At 70.7% G+C, this 14,014-nt stretch carries 18 protein-coding genes; 10 read left to right on the top strand and 8 right to left on the bottom strand.

The window, feature by feature from the left end; genetic code table 11:
* Positions 1–3 precede the first annotated feature (3 nt).
* On the bottom strand, positions 4–654 hold the full coding sequence (locus tag GGQ87_RS00780) for a cyclase family protein (RefSeq protein WP_168044828.1): 651 nt from the start codon (positions 652–654) through the stop codon (positions 4–6).
* 141 nt (positions 655–795) lie between these two features.
* On the opposite strand from GGQ87_RS00780, the gene GGQ87_RS00775 reads away from it, so the two are divergent.
* Entirely contained in the window at positions 796–1,035 is a 240-nt protein-coding gene (locus tag GGQ87_RS00775; RefSeq protein WP_168044827.1) for a hypothetical protein, read from the top strand.
* Positions 1,036–1,069: 34 nt separating this feature from the next.
* On the opposite strand, the gene ygfZ is transcribed toward GGQ87_RS00775, so the two are convergent.
* Entirely contained in the window at positions 1,070–1,882 is an 813-nt protein-coding gene (gene ygfZ / locus GGQ87_RS00770) for a CAF17-like 4Fe-4S cluster assembly/insertion protein YgfZ (protein ID WP_168044826.1), read from the bottom strand.
* Positions 1,883–1,965: 83 nt separating this feature from the next.
* Here ygfZ and GGQ87_RS00765 point away from each other — a divergent pair, with 83 nt between their 5' ends.
* Both GGQ87_RS00765 and GGQ87_RS00760 read left to right on the top strand, forming a co-directional pair.
* Positions 1,966–2,919, top strand: a complete 954-nt coding sequence (locus tag GGQ87_RS00765; protein ID WP_168044825.1) for a glycosyltransferase family 9 protein — start codon at positions 1,966–1,968, stop codon at positions 2,917–2,919.
* A gap of 9 nt (positions 2,920–2,928) precedes the next feature.
* Positions 2,929–4,260 (top strand): dihydroorotase, encoded by a 1,332-nt coding sequence (locus GGQ87_RS00760; protein ID WP_168044824.1) that lies wholly within the window; start codon positions 2,929–2,931, stop codon positions 4,258–4,260.
* A 1-nt stretch (position 4,261) separates the two neighbouring features.
* Here GGQ87_RS00760 and GGQ87_RS00755 read toward each other — a convergent pair whose 3' ends face one another.
* Positions 4,262–5,143, bottom strand: coding sequence for a LytR/AlgR family response regulator transcription factor (locus GGQ87_RS00755; protein ID WP_168044823.1), 882 nt, complete (start codon positions 5,141–5,143; stop codon positions 4,262–4,264).
* Positions 5,089–5,766, bottom strand: coding sequence for a DUF2306 domain-containing protein (locus tag GGQ87_RS00750; protein ID WP_168044822.1), 678 nt, complete (start codon positions 5,764–5,766; stop codon positions 5,089–5,091). Before GGQ87_RS00750 ends, GGQ87_RS00755 begins: the two co-directional genes overlap by 55 nt.
* Before the next feature lie 129 nt (positions 5,767–5,895).
* Here GGQ87_RS00750 and GGQ87_RS00745 point away from each other — a divergent pair, with 129 nt between their 5' ends.
* Complete coding sequence (locus tag GGQ87_RS00745) at positions 5,896–6,075, top strand: hypothetical protein (RefSeq protein ID WP_168044821.1); 180 nt, start codon at positions 5,896–5,898, stop codon at positions 6,073–6,075.
* Here the strand turns inward: GGQ87_RS00745 and GGQ87_RS00740 are convergent.
* Genes GGQ87_RS00740 through GGQ87_RS00730 form a run of 3 tightly spaced genes read right to left on the bottom strand, consistent with a single transcriptional unit; the run spans position 6,072 to position 7,958 of the window.
* Entirely contained in the window at positions 6,072–7,001 is a 930-nt protein-coding gene (locus GGQ87_RS00740; RefSeq protein WP_168044820.1) for an alpha/beta hydrolase, read from the bottom strand. The two genes, GGQ87_RS00745 and GGQ87_RS00740, sit on opposite strands and share 4 nt — an antisense overlap.
* Positions 7,002–7,011: 10 nt before the next feature.
* Positions 7,012–7,674 (bottom strand): SdpI family protein, encoded by a 663-nt coding sequence (locus GGQ87_RS00735; protein ID WP_168044819.1) that lies wholly within the window; start codon positions 7,672–7,674, stop codon positions 7,012–7,014.
* The gene (locus GGQ87_RS00730; RefSeq protein ID WP_168044818.1) at positions 7,671–7,958 is read right to left on the bottom strand and encodes a metalloregulator ArsR/SmtB family transcription factor; all 288 of its coding nucleotides are present in this window, start codon (positions 7,956–7,958) and stop codon (positions 7,671–7,673) included. The genes GGQ87_RS00735 and GGQ87_RS00730 overlap by 4 nt, the downstream gene beginning before the upstream one ends.
* Positions 7,959–8,551: 593 nt before the next feature.
* On the opposite strand from GGQ87_RS00730, the gene GGQ87_RS00725 reads away from it, so the two are divergent.
* Positions 8,552–9,016, top strand: a complete 465-nt coding sequence (locus GGQ87_RS00725) for a CHRD domain-containing protein (RefSeq protein ID WP_168044817.1) — start codon at positions 8,552–8,554, stop codon at positions 9,014–9,016.
* On the opposite strand, the gene erpA is transcribed toward GGQ87_RS00725, so the two are convergent.
* Complete coding sequence (gene erpA, locus GGQ87_RS00720) at positions 9,013–9,390, bottom strand: iron-sulfur cluster insertion protein ErpA (protein ID WP_168044816.1); 378 nt, start codon at positions 9,388–9,390, stop codon at positions 9,013–9,015. The genes GGQ87_RS00725 and erpA overlap by 4 nt on opposite strands.
* Before the next feature lie 10 nt (positions 9,391–9,400).
* Between erpA and GGQ87_RS00715 the strand changes: the two genes are divergently transcribed.
* From GGQ87_RS00715 to scpB, 5 genes are all read left to right on the top strand, one after another.
* Positions 9,401–10,630, top strand: coding sequence for a deoxyguanosinetriphosphate triphosphohydrolase (locus GGQ87_RS00715; protein ID WP_168044815.1), 1,230 nt, complete (start codon positions 9,401–9,403; stop codon positions 10,628–10,630).
* Positions 10,631–10,725: 95 nt separating this feature from the next.
* Positions 10,726–11,481 carry an SPOR domain-containing protein gene (locus tag GGQ87_RS15525; protein WP_168044814.1) on the top strand — a complete coding sequence of 252 codons (756 nt, stop codon included), beginning with the start codon at positions 10,726–10,728 and terminating at the stop codon, positions 11,479–11,481.
* Positions 11,478–12,530 carry a beta-N-acetylhexosaminidase gene (nagZ, locus tag GGQ87_RS00705; RefSeq protein ID WP_168044813.1) on the top strand — a complete coding sequence of 351 codons (1,053 nt, stop codon included), beginning with the start codon at positions 11,478–11,480 and terminating at the stop codon, positions 12,528–12,530. The genes GGQ87_RS15525 and nagZ overlap by 4 nt, the downstream gene beginning before the upstream one ends.
* Positions 12,527–13,348, top strand: coding sequence for a segregation/condensation protein A (locus GGQ87_RS00700; RefSeq protein ID WP_168044812.1), 822 nt, complete (start codon positions 12,527–12,529; stop codon positions 13,346–13,348). The genes nagZ and GGQ87_RS00700 overlap by 4 nt, the downstream gene beginning before the upstream one ends.
* On the top strand, positions 13,348–14,004 hold the full coding sequence (gene scpB, locus GGQ87_RS00695) for an SMC-Scp complex subunit ScpB (protein WP_168047198.1): 657 nt from the start codon (positions 13,348–13,350) through the stop codon (positions 14,002–14,004). Before GGQ87_RS00700 ends, scpB begins: the two co-directional genes overlap by 1 nt.
* Positions 14,005–14,014: the final 10 nt, after the last annotated feature.

Here is a 14,014-nt window from a genome sequence, read left to right as displayed (position 1 = left end):
AGCTCAGCCGATCTCGGCGAAAGCCCGCACGGGGAAGGTGCCGAACGCCTTGAGTTTCGGCGGCGCGGCCGTGAAGCGGAAGCCGTCGTCGGGCAGGAGTTCCAGCCCGCGCATGTGCTCGCAGATCGGGGTGCCCGCGCCGAGCAGCAGCGTGTGGGCCGGCCGGGCGCGGGTGCGGGTGTCGTCGATATTGTGGGAATCGATGCCGACCAGCGCGGCGCCCGCCTCGACGAGGAAGGCGGCCACGGCCTCGCTCAGGAAGGGGTGATCCTCGAAATAGGCGTCGGTGCGCCAGTGGCGGGCCCAGCCGGTGTGGACCAGAACAGCCCTGCCGCGCAGGTCGAGGCCCTCGAAGCGGTCGCGGTCGACCGCCTGAAGCCCCTCCGCGCGGATGACGATGCCGGGCAGGGCGGCGACCCGCTCAAGGCCGACGTCGCTGAGATCCTCGCCGTCGGCATAGCGGTGGAAGGGCGTGTCCAGATAGGTGCCGGTGTTGCCGACCATCTCGATCCGGCCGATCTGGAATTCCGTGCCGGGGTCATAGTTGGCGCGTGAAGCCTCGCGGCTGAGGTGGTCGCAGACCAGCGGCGCGGGCAGGCCCTTGTAAGTGACCATGCCGGCTTCGATTGTGTGGCTGAGGTCGATGAGGGGCATGACGAACTCCGGCGAGGCCTGAACGATGGCGGGCTGCGCCGCACACGTCAAAGGCGCCCCGCGCCTCCGATGAGCGGCGACAGGCTGGACAAGCGGCGCCTTAGCGCGAACAAGGGACCTCCACCCAAGGAGAATCTATCCATGCGTATCGCCATTCTCGCCGTCGCCGCCACGGCTCTCGCCCTGGCCGCCTGCTCGCAGCAGACCGAAGACAAGGCCGCCACCACCGCCGACGCGGCCGGCGAAACCGTCGCCTCGGCGGCTGACGACACCGCCGCCAACGCCGACGCCGCCGCCGACAACACCGCCGCCGCGACCAACCAAGCGGCCGAGAACGTCGACGCCGCCGTGCAGACGCCGGCCGAGACCCCCGCCCACTAAGCGACGGATCAGCCGATCAGAGACGCGCCCGGGGTCAGCTCCGGGCGCGTTTTTCGTTCTGAAGGCCGGTCCAGTCCGGGAAGCGCACTGTGACCGGGCGGCCATCGACCGTCAGGGCGCCGTCCAGCCGGTCCAGCCGGAGCAGGGCCATGGCCGCGCCGTCCTGACCGGTCAGGACCTCGCCGGCGCGGAGGTCGCCGTTCAGCACCTCGGCGCCGAAGGGCGGAGGCCGGCCCTCGAAGGCGATGGGCAGCATGCGGGTCTTGATGGCGCCGCGACGCTTCATGCGGGAGGTGGTTTCCTGACCGACGAAACAGCCCTTCTGGAAGTCGATTCCGTTGAGCAGGTCGAAATCGGCCTCGATCGGATAGGTCTTGTCGGAGGGAGCGTCGGCGGTCGGGTCAGGCACGCCCACAGCGAGGCGGTGCGCCTGCCAGTCGGCCTCCGCCGCGTCGGCAGGGACTGTGTCGCCATAGCAGCGACCCCCGAGGTCGGAGGCCCGAGGATCGGCAGTGAACCCGGTAGGAGCGTCGGGCCAGGAGGCGAACACCGCGCGGTCGTCGGCCTCGACGGTGACCTGCGCCCGCAGCCGGTACATCGAGAGGCGCTGCACCAACGCCTCGCGGCGGTCGGCGGCGACGTCGAGCAGGACGCCATCCGCCTCGCCGAACAGGAACAGATCGAACAGCAACCGCCCCGGCGGGGAGAGCAGGGCGCCGAAGCGGAGCTCGCCGTCCGACAGGGTCTCGACGTCCTGGGTCAGGAGATTGTGCAGGAAGGGCCGGGCGTCGGGGCCGGCGACCCGGATCAGGGCGCGGCTGTCGAGGCGGGCGATGCGGGTGGTCATACGCCGTACATAGGGCTGCTCGCGCCTGTGGACCACACCCCGCAGGCACTGATGGAACGCGAGAATCCGTATACGGTCCAATCATGACAGGCCGTTTCCCCATCCTGTATATCGCCGAGGCGGGCACGCAGGACGCGGTGCTGTCGTCGGGCGTGCTGGCGTATCTGGTCGGGGCCATGCCGCAGGCGAGCTTCACCATCGTCGGATCGCCGGCCAGCGCACCGCTGTTCGCGGACACGCCCCGGCTCGACCGGCTGATCGTGCTGGACAAGGAGAGCCGGCTCGACTGGATCGGGCTGTGGAACCAGGTGCGGGCGACGAAGTGGGGGCTGGTCGTCGACATGCGCGGCTCCGCCCTGTCCGGCAAGCTGAAGCGGCAGAAACGGGCGGTGCGCGGCGAGGGCGAGGCGGGGGTGCACGCCGTTGAACTGGCGGCGCGGGTGCTGCAGCTGGACGAGGTTCCGGGGCCGCGGCTGTTCGTGTCCGAGGCCACGCAGGCGGCGGCCGACGCGCTGATCCCGGCGGGAGAGGGCCCGATCCTCGCCGTCGGGCCCGGCGCGGAATGGATGGGGCGGCGCTGGCCGGCGGAACGGTTCGCCAAGGTGGCCTCGACGCTGGTCGGCGACGGCGGACCGCTGGAGGGCGGGCGCGTGCTGGTGGTCGGCGACGAGACGGACCGGGACGCGGCGCACACGATCCGGCTGTCGCTGCCGAGACACCGCACGGTCGAACTGCAGGGCCGGCTGAAGCCGCTGGAGATCGTGGCGGCGGTCAGCCGGTGCGCCCTCTATGTAGGCGGCGACTCGCTGTGGACCGATCTGGCGGTGGCGTCGGGCCTGCCGGTGGTGGCGGCCTATGGGCCGTCGGACGAGGTGGAGCGGGGGCCTTGGGGCGGGGTCGCGGTGCGCGGGCCGCGCTCGGTCGACGAGTACCGCAAGATCGATCCGAGGCTGGACCAGGCCATTCTCCACATGAACGACCTGCCGGCGGACCGGGTGCTGAAGGCCGCTCGCAAGCTGCTGGCCGAGCGCGTATAGGGCCGGGCCATGACCCAGACATACGACCTGATCGTCCGTGGCGGCGAGGTGGCCAATCACGCGGGACGCGGCATGGCCGACGTGGGCGTGATCGACGGCAAGGTGGCCTTCATCGGCGACCTTTCGCAGGCCAGCGCGGGCGAGACGGTGGACGCGGCCGGCCTGACGGTCCTGCCGGGGGTGATCGACACCCAAGTCCATTTCCGCGAGCCGGGGCTGGAGTGGAAGGAGGATCTTGAGACGGGGTCACGGGCGGCGGCGCTGGGCGGAGTCACCGCCGTGTTCGAGATGCCGAACACAGAGCCCTCGACGACCGATCCGGACACGCTGGCCGACAAGCTGGCCCGGGCGCGGGACAGGATGTGGACCGATCACGCCTTCTACATCGGCGGGACGCACGGCAACGCGCGCTTCCTTGGCGAGCTGGAGCGGCTGCCGGGGTGCTGCGGGGTCAAGGTGTTCATGGGGGCGTCGACGGGGACCCTGCTGGTCGCCGACGACGACGGGGTGCGGGAGGTGCTGCGCCATGTGAAGCGGCGGGCGACCTTCCATTCCGAGGACGAGTACCGGCTGGCGGATCGCCGGCCGCTGGCCCGGCCGGGCGACTGGACCAGCCACCCCGAGGTGCGCGACGCCGAGAGCGCCATCATGTCGACGCGGCGGCTGGTGCGGCTGGCGCGGGAGACGGGCGCGCGGATTCACGTACTGCACGTGACCACGGCCGAGGAGGTCGAGTTCCTGGCCGGGAACAAGGATGTGGCAACCATGGAGCTGACGCCGCAGCACCTGACGCTGGACGGCGACGAGGCCTATGAGCGGCTGAAGGGGCTGGCGCAGATGAACCCGCCGATCCGCAACAATTACCACATCGCCGGGCTGTGGCGGGGCATCGAGCAGGGGGTGGCGGACGTGCTGGGCTCGGACCACGCGCCGCACACGCTCGAGGAAAAGGCGCGGCCCTATCCGGCCTCGCCGTCGGGCATGCCGGGGGTGCAGACCCTGGTGCCGGTGATGCTGACGCACGTGGCCAACGGGCGGCTGACGCTGGACCGGTTCATCGACCTGACGAGCCATGGCGCCAACCGGGTGTTCGGCATCGCGGGCAAGGGACGGATGGCGGAGGGGTATGACGGCGACCTGACCATCGTCGACCTGAAGGCGAAGCATGTCCTCAGGCACGAGGACATGGCTACCCGGTCCGGCTGGACCCCGTTCGACGGCTTCGAGGCGACCGGCAAGGCCGTGGCGACCATCGTGCGGGGCCGGGTGGTGATGCGGGACGGCGACCTGATCGGGACGGCGCATGGGCGGCCGGTGCGGTTCCAGGAGACGCTGGCCTGAGCTAGCGGCCCAGCCGTTTGAGGAGGTCGTCGCGGAAGGTGCGGCTGACGACCAGTTCGGTTCCGCTGTCGAGAGTCAGACGCCAGGAGCCGTCGGACAGGGGCTGGACCGTCGCGACCCGGGACAGGTTGACCAGCGTCGTCCGGTGGCTGCGGGCGAACAAGCGCGGGTCGAGCCGCGCCTCCAGCGCCTTGAGGGTTTCGCGGACCAGGCCCTCGCGCTCACCCCAGTGAACCACGACATAGTTGCCGGCGGAGGCGAACCATTCGACCTCGGCGAGGCTGACCGGGACCTGTTTCGAGCCGGTGGAGACCATCAGGCGTTCGGCGGCCGGATCCGCGGGTTCGTCGGCGACGGCGCGGGCGTCGGCGAGGGCGGTCTCGAGCCGGGCGATCTGGCGGCGGGCTTCCTCGGCCCGGCGGGCGTGAACGGCGGCGGCGCCGAAGGCGATGATGGCGGTGTAGATCAGGATGGCCACGGGAGCGCGGCCCAGCATTCCGGCTTCCCAGTCGAGGTCCACGCCCCTGAACCGGCTGTCGATGGCGAGGGAGGCGGCGGCTTCCAGCGGGACGATGACGAGGCCCGCCGCCGTCGCAGCCGCCAGCGCCTTCAGCCCGGTTCCGAACAGCCGCTGGATCAGCCAGACCACGCCCGCGGCGGGCAGCCAGAGGGCGTAGATCGCGCCCTGCCAGGCGATGGACGAGCCGACATCCAGATCACCGCCGTCGAGGGCGGCGGCACGGCGCACGAACCAGGCCGCGGACAGGACGGTGACGACATAGCTGTAGATCAGGAAGGCCCAGACGGCCCTCGCCGTCGTTGAGAGCTTCAGGCGGGGACCAGCCGGCGCGAGCGCTTGCGGACGATCATCAGGGCGATCCATCCGATCACCAGCGGCTGCAACAGGAGGCTTGGCCAAAGCTGGCTCCAGGGGGTGGGCAGGAAGGTCATGAAGTTGCCGGAGAAGGCCGCCAGCACCGCACCATAGGCGCCCATCATCTTCGCCAGATGCTCGTAGGTCCAGAGCTCGGGGGAGAATGGCCAGTCGGTGGGGCGGGCAAAGCGCCACAGGTCCCAGCCGCCGTAGAGCAGGGCGGCGTAGGCGAGGGAGGCGGCGACGGGAGCGGTGGCGCCGGTGCGGCCTGTGACGACCAGCACGAGGGTCCAGACGCCCACGCCGACCACGGACAGGGTGAAGACCCAGTCCAGAGGTCGGGCCCGGTCCTCGCGGCGCAGGTCGGGGCGTTTGCGGCGGAGCACACGGACACCCGAGAACAGGGTCATGCTGGCCGTGGCTGAGAGGGCGAGGAAGTAGGCGTTGAAATGGATGGCGGTCATCAGCCAGGCGCAGGCGAGCAGGGTGGCCATCAGCACGACGAAGACGCGGCCGGCCAGCCGGTGCAGCCGCGAGCCCTTGCGGGTGATGATCGGGACGATGCCGACCAGCACGGCCAGCAGGCCCGCGGTGATGTGCAGGGCGAGGGTGGGGAGGAAGAGGGTGTCCATGCCCCGACCTTGCCGGACGGGCGGCGGTTCGCCAGCGCCGTGGGACGAGCGGCGGCTGGTTGGGACGAAGCGCGGCGGTGGAACTTCCCGGACTCACGGCGATTCCTCTCTCGTGAAAGGAGCCATGCCATGAGCAAACGCGAACTGATCGAGCCCAATCCCGGCGACAAGCGCTACGCCCGCCGAGACGCCGAGGGTCGCTTCACTGAGATGGACGACGTCGGCCGGTCGTCGGCGCAGGACCAGAAGCGGCAGGCGAAATCCGACGCCGGCAAGGGGCAGGGCGACCGCGGCGACCGCCGCCACTAACGCGGTTCGAGGATGAAGCCGGCGACATCGTCGACCACGCCCGGCGCGAGCGGCAGGCCGGCGTCGTAATAGGTGGCGACGTTCGCGGCGCGGTCGTCTGGCGCGACCCGGAGCATGTGATTGACGCCGTCCCAGATGATCAGTCGGGCCTCAGGGTCGGCGGCGGCGAGAGCGCGGGCGTCCGTGACGGTGGTCTGCAGGTCGGTCGAGCCCTGGCCGATCATCACCGGGCCATCGTACGACGCGATCAGCGCGGCGGGGTCGAGCGCCAGCCACGAGATCAGGTACGGCTGCACCGAGGGCCGCAGGAGCGACGCGAGGGCGGGCGGGGTGTCGGCGACCGTGCGGCCGGCCTCCAGTTCGGCGAGGGCATGGAAGGCCTGGGTGCGCATCGGCTCGGGCAGCTGGGGGCCTAGCTGTTCTTCCAGGACGACGCGGGCGGGGCGTCCCGCGCCTGACAGCAGGACGAGGCCGCAGACGGAGTTGCCGCCGTCGCGGACCGCGGCGAGGGCCACGAGTGCGCCTTCGCTGTGGCCGATCAGCCAAGCGCAGGGTTGGCCGGTCAGACGCGCGGCCTCGGCGGCCCAGCCGCGGGCGTCGTCGGAAAGGTGGGTGAAGCGCAGATCGGCTTCCGACAGACCGGCGGCGGCGCTTTCGCCTATGCCGCGCTTGTCGATCCGGACCGTGGCGATCCCCTGCGCGGCGAGGCCCTCGGCAAGACGGCGGTAGCTGCCGCCGACAATGCCGAACTGCAGGCTGTCGCCATTGCGGTCGGTCGGGCCCGAGCCGGGGAGGATCACGGCGGCGGCGCGGGGCGCCTCGGGCGTCAGCAGGGTGCCGTGAAGGGGCGCGGGCTGCGATGGAAGGGTCACGGCCGTGGCGACGGGATCGGTCAGCAGGGCGGCGGCGAGGATCAGGCTGAGCATGGCGATCTCCCTAGAAGGGTTGGCGGTCGGGATCGGTGCGCCAGACGCGCCAGCTCTCGAAGACCGAGAGGACGGCGGCGACGAGCACGGCGGCGATGATGAGCTGGTAGCCGAGCGGCTGGGGCGCGATCGGCGAGAGGGCGAGGCCGGCGAGGCCGATGAGGAAGAGCAGGCGTCCGGCGAGGCGGTTGGAGCGGTCCCAAGCGAGGCGGCTCTTGTAGCTCCACGGGGTGCGGACGCCGGCGATGGGGTTGGGGCCGACGCGGCCGAGCACGGCGCCGACGGCGAGGAATATGGCGGAGAGGCCAGCCATCGGCAGGGCGGCGCCGAGCGAGGTCACGCCGCTGACGCTGGTCACGCCCGCAAACAGGGTCAGGGCAAGGAAGGTCAGCAGGATCAGGATCTGGGCGGCGCGAAGCGAGCGCGTGCGGGCGGCGTCGGGCGCGCGGGCGGCGGCGAGGCCCATGCCGCCCGCTAGCAGGCCGGTGAGCAGGCCGAGGCCGGCGATGCCCGCGCCGATGGCTTCGCGCCCGGCCCAGGCGTCCGCCTGACCGTCGGCGCCGAAGTGACAGGGCATCAGCTCGAGCGGCCCGGCGAAGGCGATGGCGGCGCCGGTCGCGACGATGATCAGGCTGACGGCGACGGTGGCCCGGTCGGTGGCGGAAAGGGTCATCGGGGGTCCTCCTCGGTATCGGGGGTACGGGCGCCGGTCATGGCGAGCAGGAAGGCGAGCGCCTCCTCGACGGCCGAAATCTCGAGGCGGTAGCGGATCGAGGCGCCGTCGCGTTCGGGCGAGACGAGGCCGGCGTCTTTCAGCGCGTTGAGGTGGCCGGTGATGGTCGGCCAGCTCATGTCGAAGGCGGCGGCGATGTCGCCGGACGCCATCGGCCCCTTGCGCAGCATGTCGACGATGCTGCGGCGAACGGGATGCGACAGGGCCTTGAACAGTGCGTTCATAGGAAGAAGCCTAATTAGGAAAGTGCCTAATAGCAAGCGATTTTGGAACGGACGGACGGGAGGCGTGCGGAGCGCCGGGCCTGCGCCCGGAGTTCGGATGGAAATACCGTTTCGACGCAGTCAGACGCTCCGCGCGAAGATTGGGGCGGAAGCTTGCGTCGGGTGGCGGTGTTATCGCCTTACCGCAGCGCCTCCGGCGGGCGGGCTGCGCTTGCGACACAGTCCCCGGACCGGACGAGTATCCCCCTCGCCCCTGTCCCCGCTTCTCCACATCCCGCCGCCAAAGGACGCAAGGCCTTTGCGCCTCCCGGTGCGACGGGACGGGAGCATTATGCGCCGGCGGACTTATGCGGATGGGAGATTGGTTTGAGAAAAGGGGAAGCCGCTGAAATCACGGAAGATCGTCCGCGCTATCCGACTATAGATCCCCGGATTGTAAGCACAGCGTCATGGCTTTCTGTCTCCTCCCCATTCGCGAAGGGCGAACGGGGAGGAGACGGAGGCGCGCCCTCTCCAACGGTTCGAAGCTGGCGCCGACTCGGGATCGGGGCGATGGTGACGCTATCGTGTCAGCCGTGCCGGAGCCCCACCGGATGAAATCGTCCCTTTCGGGTGTCCTTATCGCCGCCGGCGCCCTGATGCTGAGCGGCTGCGCGTCCTTCATGGGGGGATCGGACCAGACCCGCGGCCGGTCGCTGGTGATCCCACTGACTGGTACGGCCGAGGGGCCCGGTCTGGGCGATCCGGACGGCAGCGGGACAGCGGAACTGCTGATCGATGCCGCGCATGGCCGGGTCTGCTATCTGCTGACGGTCGAGGGTATCGCCCCGGCGCAGCTCGCCCACATCCATAAATCGCCCAGGGGCCAGTCGGGCGGACCGATCGTCGTTCCGCTCGAAGCGCCTACCGACGGAGACAGCGAGCGCTGCGTGGCCGTAGCGCCAGAGATCGCTCGTTCACTGCTGCAGAACCCGGCGGACTACTACGTCAATGTGCACAATACGGAGCACCCGGGCGGCGCCGTGCGCGGTCAGCTGGACGACGCCAGGCGCAGCTAGATCGAGAAGCTGACGCCGCAGCCGCAGCTGGAGGCGGCGTTCGGGTTGCGCACCACGAACTGGGCGCCGGCGAGGTCGTCGACGAAGGCGACCTCGGAGCCCTTGAGGAAGGGCAGGGAGACGGGGTCGACCAGGGCCGCCTGACCGTCGGCCTCGATGCGGATGTCGTCGGGCTCGGCGCTGTCGACCAGTTCGAACCGGTACTGAAAGCCCGAGCAGCCGCCGCCATCGACGGCGACGCGGAGCATGACGGGACGGCCCTCGGCCTCGGCGAGTTTGGCGAGACGGCGGGAGGCGGTTCCGGACAGGCTGAGGCCATGGCCGCCGCTGGCCGGCGATATCTGGAAGGCGGGGGCGGATTGGACGCTGCTCACGGGGCTCTATATGAGGCGCGGACGGGCGATCGCAAAGGCCCGGCGACCGAATGAGCAGCCGACGTTGATCCCCGAGCGCGCCGCCTACGCCGAATACCCCGAGCACAGCCGCGGCCGGCTGACGCCCGAGCCGATCAGCCGCACGCGCAACGCCTATGCCCGGGACCGGGACCGGATCATCCACGCTACCGCCTTCCGCCGCCTGAAGGAGAAGACGCAGGTCTTCGTGGCGCACGAGGGCGATCACTACCGGACGCGGCTCACCCATTCGCTGGAGGTGGCGCAGATCGCGCGGTCGCTGGCGCATGCGCTGCGGCTGGACACCGACCTGGCCGAGACGGTGGCGCTGGCGCACGACCTGGGCCATCCGCCGTTCGGCCATGCCGGCGAGGACGAACTGCAGGCGCGGATGGAGCCGTGGGGCGGGTTCGACCACAACGTCCAGACCTTCCGCGTGGTGACCAAGCTGGAGGAGCGCTATCCGCAGTTCGACGGGCTGAACCTGAGCTGGGAGACCGTCGAAGGGGTGGTCAAGCACAACGGGCCGGTGTCGCACCGGCTGGACGAGCCGGCGTGGCGGGCCATTGCCGACTATGCACCCGGCTGGGACCTGAGACTGGACAGTTTCGCCTCGCTGGAGGCGCAGGCGGCGGCGATCGCGGACGACATCGCCTATAACAACCACGACGTCGACGACGGGGTGCAGGCGGGGCTGTTCACGCTGGACGACCTCAGCGAAGTGCCGCTGATCGGGCCGGTGCTGCACGGCGTGCGCAAGGACTGGCCTGACATCGACGAGCGGATGATCCGGATCGAGGCCGTCCGGCGGATGATCGGGGCCATGGTCGAGGACGTGCTGGCCGAGACCGAGGCGCGGATCGAGGCGGACGGTATTCGCTCGACCGAGGACGTGCGGACGGCGCGGCGGCCGCTGGTGGCGTTCTCGCACGCCATGCTGGCCGATCTGGGCGTGCTGCGGAAATTCCTGTTCGAGCGGATGTACCGGCACTATCGCGTCAACCGGACGCGCAGTCAGGCGCGGCGGCTGCTGGGCGAGATGTTCGAACTGTTCATGGCCGATCCGGGCACGCTGCCGCCGGAATGGTCGGGACGGGCGGGGACGTCCGACGAGACGCGGCGGGCGCGGGCGGTGTGCGACTACATCGCGGGCATGACCGACCGGTATGCGATCGAGGAGCACAAGAAGCTGTTCAGCCTCGATCTGGCGCTGGACCTCTGAGCGAGCAACCTGCGAACCAGCCTGAAAAAGGACTCGGACCGGGATAGAGTGTCTGTTCCGCGCCTCGATTCGCGCGGCAGACGGAAGGCGCGGCCATGTCTCACGAAGATCCCTATCGCCCGAACCAGGGCCGTGACCGCGGCGCCTATACCCCGCCGACGGACGACGATCTTCCGTTCGACCGGCAGGGCTATGACCCGCGCCGGAGCGGTGGCGGCGGTGGCGGCGGCGGCGGCAAGGCCCCGCCCATGACGCTGATCATCTCGGCGGTCGTGCTGCTGGTGCTGATCATCGCCGTCGCCGTCTATTACAGCCAGGGCGGGCTGCGGGCGTCGGACGACGCGCCGCCGGCTGTGGGCACGCCGGTGGGCGAGATGAAGGGCGCCGCGCCGATAGACGCACAGCCGGTCGATCCGACCGAAGGCATCGATGTCTATTCCGGCGCCGAGGCGCCCGCGACCGCGCCGGTCTTCACGCCGCCGCCGGAAGCGGTGCAGCCGCGCCCCGCGCCCGCACCGATCGAGACTGCGCCCGCGCCGGCTCCGGCCCGTCCGGCGCCCGTGACGCCGCCGCCGCTGCCGAAGGCCGAGCCGCGTCCGGCGCCCGCGGGCGGGACGTCCGGCGTGCAGATCGGAGCCTTCTCGACCCCGAATCTGGCCGAGCGCGAATATAACGCCGTGGTCGGCCGCTACCCGGCCCTGACCGCGGGCGCGAGCCGGCGGGTGCAGGAGGTGACGGCCTCGAACGGGTCCACCGTCTATCGCACCACCGTCACCGGCCTGAGCCAGGAGGATGCGCGGGCCCTGTGCGGCGCCATCCGGGCTTCGGGCGGGGACTGTCTCCTTCGGTGACCCGTTCGGCGGCGATCTACGGCTGTAGCGGGCATCGGCTGACGGAGGCAGAGAAGGCCTTCTTCGCCGAAGTCCGGCCGTGGGGCTTCATCGTCTTTCGCCGCAATGTCGACAGCCCGGAGCAGATGCGGGCGCTGACGGACGAGATGCGCGACTGTGTCGGCGACGCCGATGCGCCGGTGCTGATCGATCAGGAGGGCGGCCGGGTGCAGCGGATGGGACCGCCGCACTGGCCGAAATATCCGCCGGGCGACGCGTTCCTGAAGGCGACCAACGACCCGCTGGCGGCGCGGGAACTGGTCCGGCTGGGCGCGCGGCTGATGGCGCATGACCTGAAGTCGGTGGGGGTCAACGTCGACTGCGCGCCGGTGCTGGATGTGCCGGTGCCGGGCGCGCACGACATCATCGGCGACCGGGCCTATGCGCGCGATCCGGCGACGGTGGCGATGCTGGGCCGGGCGGCGGCGGAGGGGCTGCTGGCCGGCGGGGTGCTGCCGGTGATCAAGCATATGCCGGGGCATGGCCGGGCCTTTGCGGACAGCCATCACGACCTGCCGGTGGTGCATGCCGATCTGAAGACGCTGGAGGGATGGGATTTCGCGCCGTTCCGGGCGCTGTCGGACATGCCGCTGGCGATGACGGCGCATGTGGTGTTCGACGCGGTGGACCCGAAGCGGCCGGCGACGACCTCGAAGAAGGCGGTGCGGCTGATGCGCGAGGGGCTCGGGTTCGGCGGGCTGATCATGACGGACGACCTGTCGATGAAGGCGCTGTCCGGGAGCCTGCGGGAGCGGGCGGAGGCGGCGCTGAAGGCGGGCTGCGACGCGGTCCTGCACTGCAACGGCGACCTCGACGAGATGCGGGAAGTGGCCGAGGGCGTCGGCCGGCTGAAGGGCGGGGCGGCGAAGCGGGCCGAGGCGGCGCTGGCGCGGATCGTGCGCGATGTGGAGCCGCTGGATCCGATGGAGGCGCGGAACCGGTTCGACGCACTGATGGCCGGCAAGCTTGAGGCCAAGCGCGGGCCGGATGTCGGGGAGGCGCAGGCGTGACGGACGCCTTCCAGCCCAATCTGGACTTCGCGGCGGCGGATCAGGCCGACGAGCGCGAGGCGTTCGTGGTCGATCTGGAGGGCTATGAAGGGCCGCTGCACGTCCTGCTGGCGCTGGCGCGGACGCAGAAGGTCGATCTGCTGAAGCTGTCGATCACGAAGCTGGCCGAGCAGTATCTGGCCTTCGTGCAGGAGGCGCGGCGGCGGAATTTCTCGCTGGCGGCGGACTATCTCGTGATGGCCTCGTGGCTGGCCTATCTGAAGTCGCGCCTGCTGCTGCCGCGCACCGACAAGGGCAAGGGCGACGAGCTGCCGGCCGAGGAGATGGCGGCGGCGCTGGCGTTCCGGCTGCAGAAGCTGGAGGCGATGCGCAAGGCGGTGGAGGCGATCACCTCGCGGCCGCAGCTGAAGCGGGACGTGTTCACCCGCGGCGATCCGGAGGCGCTGGTGATCGTGCCGTCCGACCGGATCGACGCCAGCCTGTATGAGCTGATGGCCGCCTATGTGACCCAGCGGCGGCGCGAGGAGCAGCGGCGCTACAATCCCGGCCAGCGGGTCGAGGCGTTTGGGCTGGAGGCGGCGCGGGACTGGCTGCGGGATATACTGCCGCGGCTGGAGGAGTGGACGCCGCTGGAGCGGGTGGCGCCGGAGCGGCAGGACGGGGAGGGGCCGTCGCAGGCCAGCTTCACCGCCTCGACGCTGTCGGCCAGTCTGGAGCTGGTGAAGGAGGGGGCCATGGACGTGAAACAGGCCGAGGCCTTCGCGGACCTGTATCTGAAGCGGCGCGGCGTCGGGCAGGGGCTGGAGCTGGTTCCGTGATCCAGTTCGCGCCGGACCATCTCGAGATAGAGCGCCGGGTCGAGGCGCTGCTGTTCGCGGCGGCGGGGCCGCTGTCGGCGGCGGAGATCGCGCGGCGGCTGCCGGAGGGCGCGGACGTGGGCGGGGCGATCTCGGCGCTGCGCGAGCGGTATCAGGGGCGAGGGGTGGAGCTGGAGTGCGTGGCCGACCGCTGGCGCTTCCGCACGGCGGCCGATCTGTCGTTCATGATGACCGAGGAGCGGGAGGAGCCGCGGCGGCTGTCGAAGGCGGCGCTCGAGACCCTGGCCATCATCGCCTACCACCAGCCCTGCACCCGGGCAGAGATCGAGAGCGTGCGGGGCGTGTCGCTGTCGAAGGGGACGCTGGACCTGTTGCTGGAGATGGGGTTCGTGCGGCTGAAGGGCCGGCGGCGGACGCCGGGACGACCGGTGACCTATGCGACGGCCGACCGGTTCCTGGAGCATTTCAGCCTGTCGAGCCTGTACGACCTGCCGGGCGTGCAGGAGATGAAGGCGGCGGGGCTGCTGGACCTGTCGATCCCTGTCGGCTTCGAGGTGCCGGACCCGTCGCGGGCGTCGGACGAGGACGACGCGCCGCTGCTGGCGGGTGAGGAGGACTCGCCGGAGTTCGCGCAGGACTTCGTGGCTGAGGACTGATCGTCCGGGG

The sequence above is a fragment of the Brevundimonas alba genome (assembly GCF_011927945.1).
GTDB lineage: Bacteria > Pseudomonadota > Alphaproteobacteria > Caulobacterales > Caulobacteraceae > Brevundimonas > Brevundimonas alba.
This window is presented reverse-complemented; position numbering and strand designations above follow the sequence as displayed.

What these genes read in the sequence shown, in the direction of transcription:
- ygfZ (WP_168044826.1), bottom strand. Translation starts at nt 1,882, where the DNA reads ATGACCACCCGCATCGCCCGCCTCGACAGCCGCGCCCTGATCCGGGTC.
- GGQ87_RS00755 (WP_168044823.1), bottom strand. Translation starts at nt 5,143, where the DNA reads ATGGATCGCCCTGATGATCGTCCGCAAGCGCTCGCGCCGGCTGGTCCC.
- GGQ87_RS00725 (WP_168044817.1), top strand. Translation starts at nt 8,552, where the DNA reads ATGAAATCGTCCCTTTCGGGTGTCCTTATCGCCGCCGGCGCCCTGATG.
- GGQ87_RS00735 (WP_168044819.1), bottom strand. Translation starts at nt 7,674, where the DNA reads ATGACCCTTTCCGCCACCGACCGGGCCACCGTCGCCGTCAGCCTGATC.
- GGQ87_RS00715 (WP_168044815.1), top strand. Translation starts at nt 9,401, where the DNA reads ATGAGGCGCGGACGGGCGATCGCAAAGGCCCGGCGACCGAATGAGCAG.
- GGQ87_RS00740 (WP_168044820.1), bottom strand. Translation starts at nt 7,001, where the DNA reads ATGCTCAGCCTGATCCTCGCCGCCGCCCTGCTGACCGATCCCGTCGCC.
- GGQ87_RS00750 (WP_168044822.1), bottom strand. Translation starts at nt 5,766, where the DNA reads ATGGACACCCTCTTCCTCCCCACCCTCGCCCTGCACATCACCGCGGGC.
- GGQ87_RS15525 (WP_168044814.1), top strand. Translation starts at nt 10,726, where the DNA reads ATGTCTCACGAAGATCCCTATCGCCCGAACCAGGGCCGTGACCGCGGC.
- GGQ87_RS00775 (WP_168044827.1), top strand. Translation starts at nt 796, where the DNA reads ATGCGTATCGCCATTCTCGCCGTCGCCGCCACGGCTCTCGCCCTGGCC.
- GGQ87_RS00745 (WP_168044821.1), top strand. Translation starts at nt 5,896, where the DNA reads ATGAGCAAACGCGAACTGATCGAGCCCAATCCCGGCGACAAGCGCTAC.
- GGQ87_RS00760 (WP_168044824.1), top strand. Translation starts at nt 2,929, where the DNA reads ATGACCCAGACATACGACCTGATCGTCCGTGGCGGCGAGGTGGCCAAT.
- GGQ87_RS00780 (WP_168044828.1), bottom strand. Translation starts at nt 654, where the DNA reads ATGCCCCTCATCGACCTCAGCCACACAATCGAAGCCGGCATGGTCACT.
- GGQ87_RS00765 (WP_168044825.1), top strand. Translation starts at nt 1,966, where the DNA reads ATGACAGGCCGTTTCCCCATCCTGTATATCGCCGAGGCGGGCACGCAG.
- GGQ87_RS00730 (WP_168044818.1), bottom strand. Translation starts at nt 7,958, where the DNA reads ATGAACGCACTGTTCAAGGCCCTGTCGCATCCCGTTCGCCGCAGCATC.